We start from the raw sequence: 17784 nt of genomic DNA on the forward strand, positions 1-17784 counted from the left end.
ATGCGCAAGAGCCTCACGCTGCTGCATCGCTGGGTCGGGCTGCTGGCCGGCCTGGTGTTGGCGCTGCTGGGCCTGACCGGCAGCCTGATGGTGTGGCAGGCATCGTTGGATGCCACGCTCAACCCGGCCTGGTTCCGCGCGCCGGCCCAGGCCTGCCCGGCCACGGGCGAGCCGGTGGCACACACGCTGGCCCTGCTCGCCCAGCATGCCCCCGGCGCCCGTGCGCAGACGGTGGTGGCGCCGCGCGAGCCGGGCGCTGCCTACCAAGTGTGGGAGGCCCGGCAAGCCAAGACCGGCTGGCGCACCGAACACTTCATCGACCCCGACTGTGGCCGCTACCTCGGCTCGCGCGAGCGGGGGGCACTGCGCCTGGACGCGGCCCATGCGGTGCCCCTGATCTATGAGCTGCACAGCCACTTGCTGGGCGGCGAGACCGGCCATGTCGTGGCCGGCGTCACGGCCCTGCTGTTCGCCGGCCTCACGCTGACCGGCCTGTGGCTCTCCTGGCCGCGCTCGGCCAGCCCGCGGCTGAAGGCCTGGGGCCAGGCCTTGCGCGTGCGCTGGCAGGGCCCGCCAGCTCGGCACTGGTACGAGTTGCACCGGGCTGCGGGGCTGTGGCTGCTGCCGGTGGCGCTCGTGGTGTCGCTGACTGGCGCCGCGCTGGTCTTTCCGAACCCGACGCGGGACGGTGTGGCCACCGTGCTGCCCCTGCAGCGTCTGGCCAAGCTGCCCAAGGCGGGCGAGACCGCGGGCTCCGCGGCCCCCTCGCTCGGGCCGGACGCCTGGGTGGCTGCGGCCCAGCACGAGTTCCCGACGGCACGCTGGTCGCGCCTGACGCTGGGCGGCAAGGGTCCGGTCGAGGTGCGACTGCTGCAGCCCGGCGAACTGCGCGAGAGCACCGGCTACACCCGCGTGCGCCTGGACCGCCAGGGCCGCGTCCTGGAGCGCTATGACCCGTTGGCCGCCCCCGTCGGCAACCGGCTGGTCGACAGCTTTTTCCCACTGCACAGCGGCGAGGCACTGGGCCTGGCGGCGCGCCTGCTGTGGACGGTCTTTGGCCTGCTCCCCGCCACGCTGCTCGCCACCGGGGCCTGGCTGTGGTGGCGCCGCGGGCAGCGCCGCGCGGCTCAGGCCCGCTCGTCCTTGGGCGACTCCATCACGATGTAGCTGGTGATCATGCTGACCTGCGGCAGGCCGCCCAGCACGTCGGCATGGAAGCGCTTGTAGGCCGGCAGGTCGGCCACCTCCACGCGGATCAGGTACTCGAAGGCGCCCGTCACGTTGTGGCACTCGCGCACGACCGGGCAGTCGCGCATCGCTTGCTCAAAGCCTCGCTGCTCGGCCAGCGTGTGGCGTGACAGCCCGATGGCCACATAGGCCACGAAGCCCTGGCCCAGGCGCGCCGGGTCCAGCACCGCGCGGTAGCCCTTGATGACGCCCAGCCGCTCCAACTCCTGCACCCGGCGCAGGCAGGCCGACGGGCTGAGGGCGATGCGCTGGGCCAGCTCGGCATTGGTCAGCCGGCCATCGGCCACCAGCTCACGCAAGATCTTCTCGTCAATGGCATCCATGGCCGCAGATCATTGCACGGCAGGCGGCGTTCGCGCGCCAGAACGCAAGCCCATTCGACGCCCGCCTGCCTAGAGTGGCGGCCCATGGACAGCCATTCCCTCGCCCTGCTTGCCGCGCTCGCCGGCTTCGCCTTCGTCACCTCCATCACACCCGGGCCGAACAACCTGATGCTGCTGGCCTCCGGCACGCACTTCGGCTGGCGGCGCAGCCTGCCGCATCTGCTGGGCATCAGCTCTGGCTTCGGCGTGATGCTGGCGCTGGTGGGCTTGGGCCTGGGCGAAGTGTTCCAGCACGCCCCGTGGCTGCACGAGGTGCTGAAGTGGGCCAGCCTGGCCTACCTGCTCTACCTCGCCTGGCGCGTCGCGACCGCTGCCCCGCCGCGGGACGATGGCCGCAGCGAGGGGCGGCCGATGGGCTTCATTGCGGCGGCACTGTTCCAGGCGGTCAACCCCAAGGCCTGGGCCATGGCGCTCACCGCCGTGACGGCCTACGGCAGCCTGGGCGTGTGGGTGATCACGGCGGTGTTCGTGGCCATCAACCTGCCCTGCTGCGGGTCCTGGGCGCTGCTGGGCGAGCAGATGCGCCGTTGGCTGCACCGGCCGCGCGCGCTGCAGGCCTTCAACTGGGGCGCCGCCGTGCTGATGGTGGCGTCGGTGCTGCCGCTGCTGCGCGGCTGATCAGGGCGCCACGGGCTCCACCGTCACGCCCACGCGCAGCGTGGCCACGCCGCCGCCACGCAGCACGCCGCGCAGCGGCGCCACGTCGGCATAGTCGCGGCCCCAGGCCAAGGTCACATGGTCGAGGCCGGCACAGACGTCATTGGTCGGGTCCAGCGCCAGCCAGCCCTGCTCGGGGCACCACAGCTCGGCCCAGGCATGCGAGGCGTCGGCACCCACGAGCTTGGGCTGCCCCGGCGGCGGGCGGGTCAACAGGTAGCCGCTGACGTAACGCGCGGCCAGGCCGAGCGAGCGGCAGGCGGCAATGAACACATGGGCGAAGTCCTGGCACACGCCACTGCGCTGGGCCAGGGCATCCGCCGCCCGCGTGGCCACGGTGGTGCTGTGCGGCAGGTAGCGCAGTTCGCCGTGGATCTGGTGCATCAGGCTCAGGCCGCCGGCGGCCAGCGTGCGGTCGGGCGTGAAGGCGCGGCGGGCGTAGGCGGCCAGCGCGTCGTCGGGCGCGGCGTACGTGGAGGCGAGCGCGAACTCGTCGGCCTCCTGCAGCGCGCGGCCGGCACGGTAGCGCAGGCTGGCCGCAACCGCCTCCCAGGCCGGCCCACGGGTGGGGTCGGCCGCCGGGCGTTCGGTCAGCGTGGCCTCGAAACGGCTGTCCACCACCAGCCGCTCGTGCACCCGCGCATGGCCGAAGCTCAGGTGGCGATTGCCCCAGGGGTCGCGGCGCAGATGGCGCATGAGCGTGCCCTCGTCCAGCTCCAGCCCCTCCACCCCCCAGCCGTCGGGCAGGGGGTCGATGTTCAGGCGCCAGCCCGTCACACGCTGCCACGGCGTATCTCGCGGCGCCAGACAGGCCGCGTGGTGGGCCCATTCCACCGACGCGTCGTAGGTGTACTCGGTGACGTGATGGACGTTCAACCGCACGCTCATTGCCACACCCGTTGCTCGGCCCCGATGACGTGGGCGAAATAGCGCTGGCTGATCAGGCTGGACAGCTCGGCGGCCTGCGCGGCAGCCTGGTGGAGATGATCGACCAGCACGGTGCCCGGCGCGGCGATGTCAGCCAGCGGCCAGGCCTCGGGCACGGGCAGCTGGGCGGCGATGTCGGCCGCCCACTCCGGGTCGTGCCGCGCGAGCTTGGCGAAGCGGTCGCGCAGCGTGCGCGCCACCCAGGCCAGCGAGCGCGGGTTGTCGGTGTCGTGCACCAGCAGATGCAGCAGCGGCGCGGCCTCGCGGCGCGCCTGGTACTGGGCGCGGTAGGTGATGGTGGAGTCGAACACGCCCAGCAGCAGGCTGAAGCCGTCCTCGGTCAGGGCCAGCGGATGGGCCTGGCCCCACGCCGGGTCGTCGCCCAGGCTTCCCCCCCGCGCTGCCGGGGCCGGCTCGGCACTGCGGCGCTCGAAGGTTTCGGCCAGCACTTCGGCATGGAAGGACAAGCGCTCCACCTGGCGGCCGATGGACAGCAGCCGCCAGCCGTCGTCACGGGTCATGCGGTCGGTCTGTGCGCCGGTGATGGCCGCCAGATGTGTGTCGGCCCGCGACAGCACATTGAGCACGTCGGCCACCGGGGTGCCCGGCCCCGGGCGGTCAAGCACCGCGCGCAGGTGCTGCTCGAACTGCGCGGCGGTTTCATGGATGAGCCGCCATGACTCCGGCGACAGCCGCTCGCGCAAGGCCTGGGCGCAGCCCTGCAATGCGCGCAGGTTCCAGCCCACGCTGGTCACGCCCGAGCCCGGCAGCAGGGCCGCCAGCAGCGCACGCACGAAGGCGCGCGGGTCTTCGGCCGCATCCGGCGCCTGTGGCCCGACCAGGCCGTGGCGGCGGGCCAGCGCATCCAGCAGCGGCATCATCCGCGCCGGCATCGCGCCGCGCTGCACCATGACGCTGGCTTCGATCACATGCCGCGCCAGCCGGGCGCTGTTCTCGGCGCGCTCGGTGTAGCGGCCGAGCCAGAAGAGGTTCTCGGCGGCGCGGCTCGTCACCGTCCAGTGCGACTGCGCCAGGTCCGCCGGCTGCAGCGGCTGGGGCAGCAGCGTGGTGGCATCGACATCGCCGTCGGTCATGACCCAGGTGTCGGCACTGAGCGAACCGCGCTGGATGGACAGCCATGCGTCGGCCAGCGGGTCGCGGCGCGGTGCGACGCGGGTGAGGCCGCCTGGCAGCACCTTCCAGCCGCCGTGGCCGTCGGTCAGCGCAAACACCAGCAGCACCGCCACCCGCGGCTCCAGGGCGCCGCGGGTCCAGACCGGCTGCTTGGTGGGCTTCACGCGGGCCTGCAGCGTGTAGGCCGTGGGGTCGGCATCGATGCGCTGCGCCAGCTCCCACAGGGCTTCGTCGCTCAGTTCAGCCGCCACGATGGGGTTGAAGCTGCGCGTGGTGGTGCTGGCCGCGAACGTGGGCACCACGATGAACTCGGCCAGGCGCGGGCGCAGGTTGCGCCAGGCGCTTTCTTCACCGCACCACCAGCTCTGGATGGCCGGCAGCAGCAGCGGCTCGCCCAGCAGTTGCTCCGCCACACCCGGCCAGAAGGCGGCCAGGCCCGGGCTCTCCAGCCAGCCAGCGCCGGGTACGTTGGCGATGACCACCTCGCCCGCGCGCGCTGCCTGCAGCAGGCCCGGCACGCCGAGGATGGACTCCGGCCGCAGCTCCAGCGGGTCGAGCCAGGTGTCGTCCACGCGGCGCAGGATGACGTGCACCCGCTCCAGGCCCGCCAGGGTCTTGAGGTAGACCTTGTCGGCCCGCACGGTGAGGTCGGCGCCTTCGACGAGCGTGATGCCGAGATAACGCGCAAGAAAGGCCTGCTCGAAGTAGGTCTCGTTGCGGGGGCCGGGCGTGAGCAGCGCCACGCGGCTGCGCTCGCCGGCGGGCGAGAGCGTCATCAATGCCTGGATGAAGTCCCGGTAGCTCGCCGCCAGCCGCTGCACCTGCATCTGCCGGAACGCCTCCGGGAACTGCTGCGCGATGATGAGCCGGTTCTCCAGCACATAGCCCAGCCCTGAGGCCGCCTGGGTGCGCTGGCCGACCACGCGCCACTGGCCGTCGGCACAGCGTGTGAGGTCGAAGGCCAGCACGTGCAGATGCACGCCGCCGGCAGGCTTGGCGGCATGCATGCCGCGCAGGTATTGCGGATGCGCCAGCACGAGGGATGCGGGCAGCAGGCCGCGCTGCAGCAGGCTGCGTTCGCCGTAGATGTCGGCCATGACGGCCTCCAGCAGGCGCGCCCGCTGGGTGATGCCGGCTTCGATCTGGGCCCACTCCTGCGGCTCGATGAGCATCGGCAGCAGCTCCAGCGGCCAGTGGCGCGCCAGCGGCAGGCTGCTCTCGGCTTCCTGGCCGGGCAGCGGCGGGCCGTCGCTGTGCACGTTGTAGCTCGCGCCGTCTTCCAGCACGCGGCGCTGCACGCGCAGGGCCTTGGCACTGAGCTCCTGCCAGCCGGCCGCACCGCCTGCGGCGAAGAAGCGGCGCCAGCGCTCGGCCAGCCCCGCCTGCGGCTCGCCGGCCTGGTTCACATGACCCGTCAGTTCGTAGAAGTGCCCATCACGGCTGCGCAGCGCGGCGGCCAGCGCGAGCGCCAGCGGGTCGGGCGCCTGCGATTCCTCGGGCTCGTCGGGCAGCAGGCTCCATTGACTGGGGGTGGGCTCGGTCATGGAGGCTGGCGGTGCGGGCGATGCAGGCAGAAGGTGGAAGGGGCGGATTGTCGATGAACCGATGCCTTCAGGCGCTCAGGAAGCCCCGCAGTACTCGCTCCGCCGCCTCAGGGTCGTCGCGCCACGCGCCGTGGCCCACGCGGGCGAAACGCTCGAAACGCACCCACTGTGCCGGAAGCGCCGCAACGATCTCCTCGGCGTCCTCCGGCGGCGTGACCGGGTCCTCCTCGCCGGCCATCACCAGCACCGGGCATTGCACGGCGGCCAGCCCGGGGCGCAGATCCATGCCGGGCAGTTCGGTGGCGGTGTGCTCGAAGAGGATGTCCGGCCGCGGCAGCATCCAGCCGCCGGCATCGGGGTTCTTGGGCTGGGTGTTGTAGAGGTGGCGGCAATGCACCTCGTAGGCCGCCCAGGTCTCGGGCCCGGGGCGCTCCCAGAAGTCCCGCGTGGCCGCTGCCGCCTCAGGGCCGCCCAACCGAGCGAAGTGATGGATCTTGCGGGCCAGGCCGAAGTGATGCGAGGTGCTGCTTAGGATGACCTTGGCCGGGTGTGCCGGGTGCCGGGCCAGATAGCGCTGCGCCACGAAGCCGCCGAAGCTCTGGCCCAGCACGATGGGCTTGGCGATGCCCAGCACGTCGCAGAGCCGCACGACATCGTCGGCCAGCGTGTCGAGCCGGCATTCGCCCAGCGGCCGCGGGCTGCTGCGGCCATGGCCGCGCTGGTCGAAGTAGACGACCTGGCAGAGGTCGGTGAAGCGGCTGAAGAACGGCCGGAAGGCGGTGTGGTCGAAGCCGGGGCCACCGTGGATGAGGACGAGCGTGGGCTTCTCGCGCAGCAGCTTGCCGTCGGGCACATGGCCGAGGCCTTCGATGTCGACGAAGAGGCGGACGCCGGGTTGGATTTCAATGTGCATGATGGGATGTCAGCGCTCTTCGCGCTGATGGTGAACCCGGAGGATGAAGGCGGCTTCCAGGCGAGCCACGTATTCGTAGCGGGCCACGTAGCCACGCGCACCACGCCCGATCACGAGTTCCCGCGCCCGTTGACCGACACGGCGGCCAATTTCGGGCGCATGGGTCAGCACGTCAAGGGCGGCGGTCAGATCCAGAAACCGTTCTTCGGCGTTGTCCGGGTCATGGGTCAGCAGGAAATCGCGAATGCGTTCAAGGTCAGCCAGCGCCGCCGGCATCAGCACCAACTGCGTCATCAAAAGAGCTTTCGCGGCGCCGGCTTCTTGACCTTCTTGCCGGCAACGGTGGCCTCCAGATAGGCCTTGGCCTCTTCCCAAGGCACCGCCTCACCGGTCTTCAGAAACTCCCCCCAGCGCTCTTCGCAGATGCGGTCCATCTCCGCATCGAACTCTGCCTGAGTCACGGATTCAACGATGGCATCACGGATGAAGGCGTGTGCGCTCTTGCCCGCACGCGCGGCGGCCTCGGCGATGCGTTCCTTCAGGTCGTCTTCCAGGCGGATGGTGGTGGTGGACATGGCAGCTCCCGCAGATGTAGCGCAATTGTGCTACATCACCCTGCCTTGCGCAGATCCAGCGTGAACGGGAACTCCAGGCTGCGCCGGGGCTCGCCCACCTCGACACGGCCCGGCGTGTGGCCATGCGACGTGAAGCGCGCCAGGCGCCGGCTCTCGGCCTCGTAGGCATTGACCGGCAGCGTCGCGTAGTTGCGCCCGCCCGGATGGGCCACGTAGTAGCGGCAGCCGCCGAGCGACTTCTGCTGCCAGGTGTCCACCAGGTCCACGGTCAGCGGCGCATGGATGCCGATGGTCGGGTGCAGGGCCGAGGGCGGCAGCCAGGCGCGGTAGCGCACGCCGGCCACGAACTCACCGACGCGGCCGGTGGGCTGCAGCGGCAGCGGGTGGCCGTTGACGGTGATGCGGTGGCGCGGGTCGACCAGGCCGCTGACATGCACCTCCAACCGCTCCAGCGACGAGTCCACATAGCGCACCGTGCCGCCGGCCGAGCCTTCCTCGCCCATCACATGCCAGGGCTCCAGCGCGCCGCGAAGCGTGACATGCACGCCGCGTGCGGCGAACTCGCCGTACTTCGGGAAGCGGAACTCCACATGCGGCGCGAACCAGGCCGCATCGAAGGCATAGCCGGCTTCCGCCATGTCCTCGATGACGTCGGCGAAGTCCTCGCGGATGAAATGCGGCAGCAGCCAGCGGTCGTGCAGCTCGGTGCCCCAGCGCACCAGCGGCGCCTTGTAGGGCTGGCGCCAGAAGCGCGCGATGAAGGCCCGCAGCAGCAGCTGCTGCACCACGCTCATGCGCGCATGCGGCGGCATCTCGAAGGCGCGCAGCTCCAGCAGCCCGAGCCGCCCGGTGGCCGAGTCGGGGGAATAGAGCTTGTCGATGGAGAACTCGCTGCGGTGGGTGTTGCCGGTCACGTCCACCAGCACATTGCGCAGCGTGCGGTCCACCAGCCAGGGCGGCATCGCTTCGCCAAAGCGTTCCTCGGCCTTGAAGATCTCGCCGAGCGCGATCTCCAGCTCGCGCAGCTGGTCGTTGCGGGCTTCGTCCACCCGCGGCGACTGGCTGGTCGGCCCGATGAAGAGGCCGCTGAACAGGTAGCTCAGGCTCGGATGGTTGTGCCAGTAGGCCAGCAGCGAGGCCAGCAGCGAGGGCTTGCGCAGGAAGGGCGAATCGGCCGGCGTGGCGCCGCCCATCACGAAGTGGTTGCCGCCGCCGGTGCCGGTGTGGCGGCCGTCGATCATGAACTTCTCGGTCGACAGCCGCGTGAGCCGCGCCGCTTCATACAGGAACTCAGTGTGCGAGACCAGTTCGCCCCAGTGGTGGGCCGGGTGGATGTTGACCTCGATGACACCGGGGTCGGGCGTGACCTGCAGCACCTTCAAGCGCGGGTCGCGCGGCGGCGGGTAGCCCTCCAGCACGATCTTGTAGCCGGTGTCTTCACACGCGGCCTCGACCGCGGTGAGCAGCTCCAGGTAATGCTCCAGCTTCTCCAGCGGCGGCATGAACACGTACAGCACGCCGCTGGCGTGGCCCTTGCCCTCGGCCGCTGGGCCATTGGCGCGGCGAGGGTCGCGTGCCTCGACACACAACGCCGTGCGTGTGATGCCATGCGCGCTCTCGAAACGGCCTGGGATGCCTTGGCTCGCAGCGGCCCGGCCGCCCCGGCCGTCCGACGCGGCGCCAGCACCATCGCCCGCGCTGCCGCGCAAGCCCGGCGTCGGCCCGGCCGACGTGACGCCCTGCACCTGCGCGCGCAGGGCCGCGGCGGCCGGCAGCATGCCGCGCGGCGCGAAGGGGTCCTGCTCGATCAGGTAGGGGTAGTCGCTCTGGCTGACCCAGGGCAGCGAGTCCAGCGGCAACCGCCAGCCCATCGGGGAGTCCCCCGGGTAGAGATAGAGACGCTCGTCACGGAAGAACCAGGGACCCGTCTGCCAGCGTGTGCCGGCCAGCGACGGCGCCTCGCCGCTGTGCCGGATGGGCAGCACGTAGCCCACCACGTGCGACAGCCCCTGCTCGAAGACCCGGCGCAGGCGGGCGCGCTCCATCTCGTCGTCCAGGCGCGAGTCGAAGGGGTCGACGTTCACCGGCAGGCGGCGCTCACGCCACAGGTAGTACCAGGTGTCCTCGTAGCCCGGCTGCACGTGGGTGTCGGGCAGGCCCAGGCGGCGGGTGAGCGCCTTCATGAAGACCTCGGCGTCTTCGCTGGAATAGCGATGGCGCTCGCGCTCGTCGGCAAACCAGTCGGGGTTGCGCCAGCAGGGCTGGCCGTCTGCGCGCCAGTAGATGGACAGCGCCCAGCGCGGCAGCTGCTCACCGGGGTACCACTTGCCCTGGCCGAAGTGCAGGAAGCCGCCCTGCCCGTACTCGTCCCGCAGCCGGTGGGTGAGCTGTTGCGCGTAGATGCGCTTGGTGGGACCGAGGGCATCGGTGTTCCACTCCGGCGCGTCGCGGTCGTCGATGGCGACAAACGTCGGCTCGCCGCCCATGGTCAGCCGCACGTCGCCGGCCACGAGGTCGCGGTCGACCTGCTCGCCCAGGGTCAGGATCTCGCGCCACTGCGCGTCGCTGTAGGGCTTGGTCACGCGCGGCGACTCGTAGATGCGCGTGACGCTCATTTCGTGGTCGAACTCGACCTCGCTCTTGTCCACCGCGCCGCTGATCGGGGCCGCGCTGCCGGGTGTGGGCGTGGCCGCCAGAGGGATGTGACCTTCGCCGGCCAGCAGGCCCGAGGTCGGGTCCAGGCCGATCCAGCCAGCGCCGGGCAGATAGACCTCGCACCAGGCATGCAGGTCGGTGAAGTCCACCTCGGTGCCGCTCGGGCCGTCCAGCGCCTTCTCGTCGGGCGTGAGCTGGATCAGGTAGCCCGACACGAAGCGTGCAGCCAGGCCCAGGTGGCGCGCGATCTGCACCAGCAGCCAGCCGGAGTCACGGCAGGAACCCGAGGCTTTGGCCAGCGTCTCCTCGGGCGTCTGCACGCCGGGCTCCAGGCGGATCAGGTAGGAGACGCTGTTCTGCACCCGCTGGTTCAGGTCGACGATGAAGTCGATGGTGGCGCGCTCGGTGCGGGGGATGTCCTTCAGGTAGGCTGCCAGCAAGGGTGTGAGCGGCTCGACCTGCAGATAAGGCGCGAGCTCGACCTGCTGGGCCTCGTCATACGCGAACGGGAAGGTCTGCGCATGCGGCTCCAGGAAGAAATCGAACGGGTTGTAGACCGCCATCTCGGCCACCAGGTCCACCGTGACCGTGAACTCGGTCGTCTTGTCGGGGAAGACCAGGCGCGCCAGGTAGTTGGCGAACGGGTCCTGCTGCCAGTTGATGAAGTGCTGGGCCGGCTCGATGCGCAGCGAGTAGCTGAGCACGGGGGTGCGGCAGTGGGGCGCGGGGCGCAGGCGCACGACCTGGGGGCCCAGGTTGACGGGGCGGTCGTACTTGTAGCGGGTGACGTGCTTGAGGGCGACGTGGATGCTCATATCAGTGGCTCCGCCGCGCGGGGTGCGGGCTGCTTGTTCGTTGATCGGTGTTGATGGCGAGGCCCATGCCGGGAGTTCGCCCCGGCGGGCGACCTACTTTTTGAGCGACCAAAAAGTAGGCAAAAAGTCGCCCCCCGACCCGCCCGGCCTTTCGCTTCGCTCTGGCTTCCCTGCGCTGCTCAGGCCTTGAGGGCCCGCGCAAAACTCCCTCCGCTACGCTCCGGTCAAACAGTTGCGCGGAGTCAGAGGTTGATGCGCGCTGCGCGCGCGCCCTCAAGGCCTTCCGCTGCTCGGCGGGCTCAAGGGGGGACAGCAGGAACAGCCGCGACCGAAGGGATGCGGCGTTTGGCTGTTGGCTGTTCGGCTGTTCCTTCACTCCCCTTTGGAGGAGCCGAGCATCGCAGGGGTTCGGGGCGCGTGCGCAGCACGCTTCAACCTCTGACTTCGCGCCCCTTTGTCTGAGCGTAGTGAGCGCAGCGAACGAAGCGAGTTGGGCGCGGCCCCGAACCCCGAGAAGCGCAGGGAACCCCAGAGCGCAGCGCAGGGGCGACGGAACAGGGGCGACTTTTTGCCTACTTTTTGGTCGCCCAAAAAGTAGGTCGCCCGCCGGGGCGAATTCCCGGCTGGGCCTCGGCATGCTCCCACTCTGGTCAGACCCAAGAACAAGACGGGTCATGCCCATACCGTCTTACGCCGACGGCACCAGGAAGTCCTGGCTGATCCGGACCCCCAGGTCCGCCACCTCCGCCAGGAAGCCATCCAGGAAAGGATGCAGGCCATCCGCCAGTATCTCGTCGATGCGTCCGAAGGCCAGCTCGGCCTCCAGCCGACCGACGCGCCGAAGCGTCTCTGCCGACTGCGCGTTCGCCACCCGTTTCAGGTTGGCCTGCATGCGCGTCATGCAATGCGACAACGACCGCGGCATGTCGGCGCGCAGGATGAGCAGCTCCGCCACCTTCTCCGGCTGGATGACGTTGCTGTAGACCTTGCGGTAGATCTCGAAGCCCGACACCGACCGCAGCACGGCCGACCAGTAGTAGAAGTCGCGCGCGGTGTCATGGCCGGCGTCCTCGACGCCGGACTGGGTCTGCTCCTGGCGATAGAACTTCACGTCCAGCAGCCGGGCGGTGTTGTCGGCACGCTCCAGGAAGGAGCCGATGCGGATGAAGTGAAAGGCCTCGTCCTGCAGCATGGTGCCCACCGTCACGCCACGCGACAGGTGGCTGCGGTACTTCACCCACTCGAACAGCTGCGATGGGTCGCGCGCGAGTGCGCCTTCGCGCAGCAGGCGGCGGAACTCCAGCCAGGTCTGGTTCATGGTCTCCCAGACCTCGGTGGTCAGCGCGCCGCGCACCGCACGGGCGTTCTCGCGGGCGGCACGCAGGCAGTTGAAGATGGACGAGAGGTTGCTCTCGTCGGCCACCATGAACTCCATGACATTGCGCGCATTGATCGCGCTGTACTTGGCTCCGAACAGGCCATTGAGTTCAGAGATGGACACCAGGCTGCGCCAGGTCTGCTCGGACTCCTCGGCAGACTGGGGCTGCAGCGACGTCTGGTAGGCGATGTCCAGCATGCGGGCCGTGTTCTCGGCGCGTTCGATGTAGCGGCTCAGCCAGAAGAGGTGATCAGCAGTTCTAGAAAGCATCGTGTTGTCTCCCTCAGTCTTCCAGCACCCAAGTGTCCTTGGTGCCGCCGCCCTGGCTGCTGTTCACGACCAGTGACCCTTCCTTCAAAGCCACGCGCGTCAGGCCGCCGGGCACCATGCGCACGCTGGACCCGGACAGCACGAAGGGTCGCAGATCAATGTGACGGGGCGCGATGCCCTTCTCGACAAACGTCGGGCAGGTGGACAGCGCCAGCGTCGGCTGCGCGATGTAGTTGGCCGGGTTGGCCACCAGTTGGGCGCGGAAGGCCTCGATCTCGGCCTTGGTGGCGGCCGGGCCGACCAGCATGCCGTAGCCACCGGCGCCATGCACCTCCTTGACCACCAGCTCCGGCAGGTGGGCGAGCGTGTAGGCCAGGTCGTCCTTCTCGCGGCAGACGTAGGTCGGCACGTTCTGCAGGATGGGCTTTTCGCCGAGATAGAACTCGATCATCTTCGGCACGTAGGGGTAGATGGACTTGTCATCCGCAATACCGGTGCCGATGGCGTTGGACAAGGTGACCTTGCCGGCCTTGTAGGCCTCCACCAGGCCTGCGCAGCCGAGCTGGGAGTCCGGCCGGAACACGCGCGGGTCCAGGAAGTCGTCGTCGATGCGACGGTAGATCACATCCACCCGCTTCGGGCCGCGCGTGGTGCGCATGTACACAAACCCGCCGTCGACGAAGAGGTCCTGCCCCTCCACCAGCTCCACGCCCATCTGCTGGGCCAGGAAGGCGTGCTCGAAGTAGGCCGAGTTGTACATGCCGGGCGTCATGACGACGACCGTCGGGTCGGCCACGCCCGAGGGGGCCACGCTGCGCAGGGTGTCCAGCAGCAGGTCGGGGTAGTGGGCGACGGGCGCGATGCGGTGGTTGACGAACAGCTCGGGGAAGAGCCGCATCATCATCTTGCGGTTCTCGAGCATGTAGCTCACGCCGGAGGGGACGCGCAGGTTGTCTTCCAGCACGTAGTAGTGGCCGCTGCCATCGGCATGGCCGGCGCGCACGATGTCGACGCCGGCAATGTGGCTGTACACGCCGCCAGGCACATCCACGCCCATCATCTCCTTGCGGAATTGGGCGTTGTTCAGGATCTCGTCGGCAGGCACCAGGCCGGCCTTGAGGATCTCCTGGCCGTGGTAGACGTCGTGGATGAAGCGGTTGAGCGCCGTCACGCGCTGGGCGAGGCCCGCCTGCATGGAGGTCCACTCGGCGGCCGGAATGACCCGCGGGATGAGGTCGAAGGGGATGAGCCGCTCGGTGCCTTCGCCGCTGTCCTTGTCGCCGTAGACCGCGAAGGTGATGCCCACCCGCCGGAAGATCAGTTCGGCCTGCTCCCGCCGCTCGCGCATCAGGCTTTCGGGCTGGTCGGCCAGCCAGCGGGCGTAGGACTCGTAATGGGCGCGGGTCACTCCACCGGAGGCCCCCGCCGCGTTCATTTCGTCAAAGGCGGTCTGCATCGTTGCTCCTCTCAGAGCCTGCGTCGCAAGTTCCGCGCCACATGGCGCGGCGGCTTGTGGTGCGCGCAGGCACTCTTCGGGTGCAGCATGCCCTCCCGCCAAGCGCCCAAGCACCAGGGTAAGTCCTGGCCCTGGGCGTTCTCGATCAGAACCTCACTTGCACGCCGGTCATCACCGACCGGCCCGGCTGCGGGCTCAGGTCCCGGATGGTGGGAACGGCCGTGGCGTTGTAGGCCAGCTTGTTGCCCAGGTTGGTGAGCCGCAGGTACCACAGGCCGTCCAGCTCGCCCAGCTTGAGCTGGCGCGCCAGGCTGGCGTTGACGGTGCCGTAGCCGGCCGTCGGACGGTCGAAGGCATCGACCCGGTCCTGCCGCGCCGCCAGGCGCCACTCCACCCGCGCCGACCACGGGCCCTGCGTCGCCTCCAGCCCCAGCATCGCGCGGCGCGGTGCCAGGCGCGGCAGGGGCTCGCCGGTCTGGGTGTTCTCGCCGCGCACCGCGTCGAACTGGCCGAGCAGCGCCAGCATGGCCGTCGCCTGCCAGCGCCCCTCCAGCTCCACGCCGCGCAGCCGCGCCGGCACGCCCTGGAAGACGTACACCGGCAGCTCATTGCCATTGTCCGGATTGATGACCGACTGGCCGTTGGCCTGCAGCGCGATGTAGTTGGAGAAGCGCGTCTCGTAGACGTTCATGTGCACATGGCTGCGCTCGCCTTCCCACTTGACGCCGAAATCGGCACCACGCGAGCGCTCCAGGCCCAACGTGGTGTCACCACGCTCGAAGGCGTCGGTCGCCAGGTGCAGGCCGTTGGCGTAAAGCTCGTAGTAGGCGGGGGCGCGCTGTGTGCGGTTCAGGTTGGCGCTCACGCTCCAGCCGCCCGCCAGGCCGTAGACGCCGCTGAGCGCAAGGCTCGTCGGGCTGAAACGGCGCTGCTGGGGCGAGCCGAAGCGGCCGTCGCTGGTGTCGGTGTCGCCATCGGAATGCACCCGGACCTGCTCATGGCGCGCGCCGGCCGACAGCTGCAGGTCGCCCATGCGGTACTGCTCCAACACGAAGAGGCCCGTGTTGCGGGTGTTGGTGCTGGGCACGAAGGCCTCCTCGCCGAGCGCCGAGAAGTCCAGGCTTTCAAACTGGACACCCACCACACCGTGCAGCCCGCCTACAGGGGCATGGGTCAGCTCGAAGCGCCCGTCCGTGCCCGTGCTCTTGAACGTGGTGCCGACCTGGCCATCCTCGATCTCGGAGTGCTCGTACTTGTTGCGGCTCAGCTGCCAGCTCAGGCGGCGCACCGGGCCATCGTCCGAATTCCATTCGCCGGCCGTGGCCACGCGCTGGCGCTTCATCTTGATCTTGGCGGCGTCTTCCACGGTCGTGCCATAGGTCGTGCGGAAGTCGTCCACCGACACGCCGGCGTAGCCGCCCTGGAAGAACACCGAGCCGCCCAGCGCCGCGCTGTGGTTGTGGGTGGCGGAGTTGCGCACCGTGGTGCGGCTTTCGCTGCCGTCGTCGGTCGGGCTGGAGAAGCGCGGCGCGCGCTGATTGCCGGCGTCACGCTCCGACAGGTCCGCATGCCAGCCCCAGCCCGCGTTGGGCCGGCCGCTGCCGCCGTCCAGCACCACCGCACCGCTGCGATCGTTGGACGCCCCGCCCAGACGCACCTCGGCGGCACCGCTCAGGCCGTCGATCAGGGTGCGAGGGATGCGGTTGTCCAGCGTGTTGACCACGCCGCCCACCGCATTGCCGCCGTAGAGCAGCGCCGCCGCGCCGCGCAGCACCTCGACTTTGTCGATGACGAGCGGGTCGATCGCCACGCCGTGGTCGAAGCTCAGGTTGGAGGCGTCCACCGACGCGCCGGAGTTGTTCAGGATGCGGACCCGGTCGCCATCCAGGCCGCGGATGCTGGGGCGGCTGGCGTTGGGGCCGAAGTTGGTGGCCGACACGCCGGCCAGGCCCTGCAAGGTGTCGCCGAGGTTGGCGGCGCGGGTCAGCACGAGCTGGTCACCGCTGAGCGAGTCGCTGGGCTGGGCCAGCACCTGGCTCTTCAGGGGGTTGCCGGTGACCACGACCTTGTCCAGGGATTCGGGGGTGGCATCGGCGAGGGCGGCCTGCGCGGCCAGGGTCAGGCAGGCAGCCGCGAGGGGCGCCAGGGCAAAGGAACGCATGAGGAAACTTCCACGAGAAAACGCAAGAGCCCGCGGGCCATGGCGGCACGCGGGAGGAGCTTGGAGGTCAGGCGGAAACGGGTGGCGCGCGGGCCGGCGGCAAGCCCAGGCTGACGGCACGCGGCGCGCCGCCCCGGGCCAGCAGGGGCGCGGCATGAGCGGCATCGCCCCCGAGCAGCAGGGCCGTTTCGGCCGCGGGCGCGCCGCTGCCCAGGTCAGCGGCGGTGAGGCACAGGTCGCAATGGACGAGGTGAGCGAGGCTGTCGCCCGACTTCTCGCCGGTGGCGTGCGACAGCGCATGCACGCCCGCCATCGCTTGCGCGAGGGGCAGCAGCAAGGCCAGCCACAGCAGCCACTTTCTTGACCAACGACCAGGGTTCACGGGCGCAATCCTAAACTCAAGCCCTTCCAGAGCCTGAAGTCACCCATGAAGCTCATCGACACCATCCTGGCCGACGCGCCCGAGATCACGGCCATCCGCCGCGACCTGCACAAGCATCCCGAACTCTGCTTCCACGAAGAACGCACGGCCGACGTCATCGCCCAGGCGCTGACCGACTGGGGCATTCCCATCCACCGGGGCCTGGGCAAGACGGGGATCGTGGGCATCGTCAAGAACGGCACCTCCAACCGCGCCGTGGGCCTGCGCGCTGACATCGATGCGCTGCCCATGACGGAGCGCAATCAGTTCCCGCACGCCAGCAGCTACCTGGGCCGCATGCACGCCTGCGGCCACGATGGCCACACCGCCATGCTGCTGGCTGCGGCCAAGCACCTGGCCAAGCACCGCAATTTCGACGGCACGGTCTACCTCGTCTTCCAGCCTGCCGAAGAAGGCGGCGGCGGCGCCCGCGAGATGATCAAGGACGGCCTGTTCGAGAAGTTTCCGATGGAGGCCATGTTCGGCGCCCATAACTGGCCGGGCATGAAGGCTGGCCAGTTCGCGCTGAAGACCGGTCCGGTGTTCGCCAGCAGCAACGAGTTCAAGATCACCCTCAAGGGCAAGGGCTCTCACGCGGCCATGCCGCACCTGGGCGTGGACCCGGTGCCAGCCGCCTGCCAGCTGGTCTCGGCCTTCCAGACCATCATCAGCCGCAACAAGCGCCCGATCGACCCTGGCGTGATCTCCGTGACGATGATCCACGCCGGTGAGGCCACCAACGTCGTGCCCGATTCGGTCGTCATGGAAGGCACGGTGCGCACCTTTACGCTGGAGCTCCTGGACCTGCTGGAGCGCCGCATGAAGGACATGACCGAGCAACTTGCCGGCGCCTTCGAGCTCACCGCCGAGTTCGAGTTCCGCCGCAACTACCCGCCCACGATCAACCACGCGGCCGAGACCGAGTTCGTGCGCGGCGTGCTGACCGACATGGTCGGCCCCGAGAACGTGCAGGAGTTCGAGCCCACCATGGGCGCCGAGGACTTCAGCTACTACCTGCTCGACAAGCCGGGCTGCTACTTCCTGATCGGCAACGGCGACGGCACCCACCGCGTGGGCGGCCACGGCCTGGGCCCGTGCACGCTGCACAACCCGAGCTACGACTTCAACGACGAGCTCATTCCGCTTGGCGGCTCCATGTGGGTGCGCATGGCGGAGGCCTGGCTGAACCGCAACTGATGGAGAAACAAAGCCACAGAGGCACAGAGACACCGAGGAACAGCCCGTGA

At 69.7% G+C, this 17784-nt stretch carries 14 protein-coding genes; 3 read left to right on the forward strand and 11 right to left on the reverse strand.

Annotated features, from left to right (window positions below):
- Window positions 1-1167: a PepSY-associated TM helix domain-containing protein gene (locus tag CDO81_RS23140; protein ID WP_088485622.1), complete on the forward strand. Its 1167-nt coding sequence runs from the start codon at window positions 1-3 to the stop codon at window positions 1165-1167.
- Here CDO81_RS23140 and CDO81_RS23145 read toward each other — a convergent pair.
- A complete protein-coding gene (locus tag CDO81_RS23145; RefSeq protein ID WP_088485623.1) occupies window positions 1128-1571 on the reverse strand; it encodes an Lrp/AsnC family transcriptional regulator in 444 nt (147 codons plus the stop codon). The genes CDO81_RS23140 and CDO81_RS23145 overlap by 40 nt on opposite strands.
- A gap of 84 nt (window positions 1572-1655) precedes the next feature.
- Here CDO81_RS23145 and CDO81_RS23150 point away from each other — a divergent pair, with 84 nt between their 5' ends.
- Complete coding sequence (locus CDO81_RS23150; RefSeq protein WP_088485624.1) at window positions 1656-2249, forward strand: LysE family translocator; 594 nt, start codon at window positions 1656-1658, stop codon at window positions 2247-2249.
- On the opposite strand, the gene CDO81_RS23155 is transcribed toward CDO81_RS23150, so the two are convergent.
- The 10 genes from CDO81_RS23155 to CDO81_RS23200 form a co-directional block, all read right to left on the reverse strand.
- A complete protein-coding gene (locus CDO81_RS23155) occupies window positions 2250-3164 on the reverse strand; it encodes a transglutaminase family protein (RefSeq protein ID WP_420893084.1) in 915 nt (304 codons plus the stop codon).
- 8 nt (window positions 3165-3172) lie between these two features.
- The gene (locus CDO81_RS23160) at window positions 3173-5893 is read right to left on the reverse strand and encodes a circularly permuted type 2 ATP-grasp protein (protein ID WP_088485626.1); all 2721 of its coding nucleotides are present in this window, start codon (window positions 5891-5893) and stop codon (window positions 3173-3175) included.
- A gap of 67 nt (window positions 5894-5960) precedes the next feature.
- A complete protein-coding gene (locus CDO81_RS23165) occupies window positions 5961-6806 on the reverse strand; it encodes an alpha/beta fold hydrolase (RefSeq protein ID WP_088485627.1) in 846 nt (281 codons plus the stop codon).
- Window positions 6807-6815: 9 nt separating this feature from the next.
- Window positions 6816-7100: a type II toxin-antitoxin system RelE/ParE family toxin gene (locus CDO81_RS23170; protein WP_206602159.1), complete on the reverse strand. Its 285-nt coding sequence runs from the start codon at window positions 7098-7100 to the stop codon at window positions 6816-6818.
- Window positions 7100-7381, reverse strand: coding sequence for a ribbon-helix-helix protein, CopG family (locus CDO81_RS23175; protein WP_088485628.1), 282 nt, complete (start codon window positions 7379-7381; stop codon window positions 7100-7102). Before CDO81_RS23175 ends, CDO81_RS23170 begins: the two co-directional genes overlap by 1 nt.
- 35 nt (window positions 7382-7416) lie before the next feature.
- Complete coding sequence (locus CDO81_RS23180) at window positions 7417-10851, reverse strand: transglutaminase family protein (protein ID WP_088485629.1); 3435 nt, start codon at window positions 10849-10851, stop codon at window positions 7417-7419.
- 688 nt (window positions 10852-11539) lie between these two features.
- Window positions 11540-12499, reverse strand: coding sequence for an alpha-E domain-containing protein (locus CDO81_RS23185; protein ID WP_088485630.1), 960 nt, complete (start codon window positions 12497-12499; stop codon window positions 11540-11542).
- 13 nt (window positions 12500-12512) lie between these two features.
- Window positions 12513-13955, reverse strand: coding sequence for a circularly permuted type 2 ATP-grasp protein (locus tag CDO81_RS23190; protein WP_088485631.1), 1443 nt, complete (start codon window positions 13953-13955; stop codon window positions 12513-12515).
- A gap of 145 nt (window positions 13956-14100) precedes the next feature.
- Complete coding sequence (locus CDO81_RS23195; RefSeq protein ID WP_088485632.1) at window positions 14101-16116, reverse strand: TonB-dependent receptor; 2016 nt, start codon at window positions 16114-16116, stop codon at window positions 14101-14103.
- A gap of 67 nt (window positions 16117-16183) precedes the next feature.
- Window positions 16184-16498, reverse strand: coding sequence for a hypothetical protein (locus CDO81_RS23200; RefSeq protein ID WP_144397374.1), 315 nt, complete (start codon window positions 16496-16498; stop codon window positions 16184-16186).
- Window positions 16499-16543: 45 nt separating this feature from the next.
- On the opposite strand from CDO81_RS23200, the gene CDO81_RS23205 reads away from it, so the two are divergent.
- Entirely contained in the window at window positions 16544-17734 is a 1191-nt protein-coding gene (locus CDO81_RS23205) for a M20 aminoacylase family protein (RefSeq protein ID WP_088485634.1), read from the forward strand.
- Window positions 17735-17784: the final 50 nt, after the last annotated feature.

Source organism: Roseateles puraquae, from assembly GCF_002205845.1.
Taxonomy (GTDB): domain Bacteria; phylum Pseudomonadota; class Gammaproteobacteria; order Burkholderiales; family Burkholderiaceae_C; genus Pelomonas; species Pelomonas puraquae.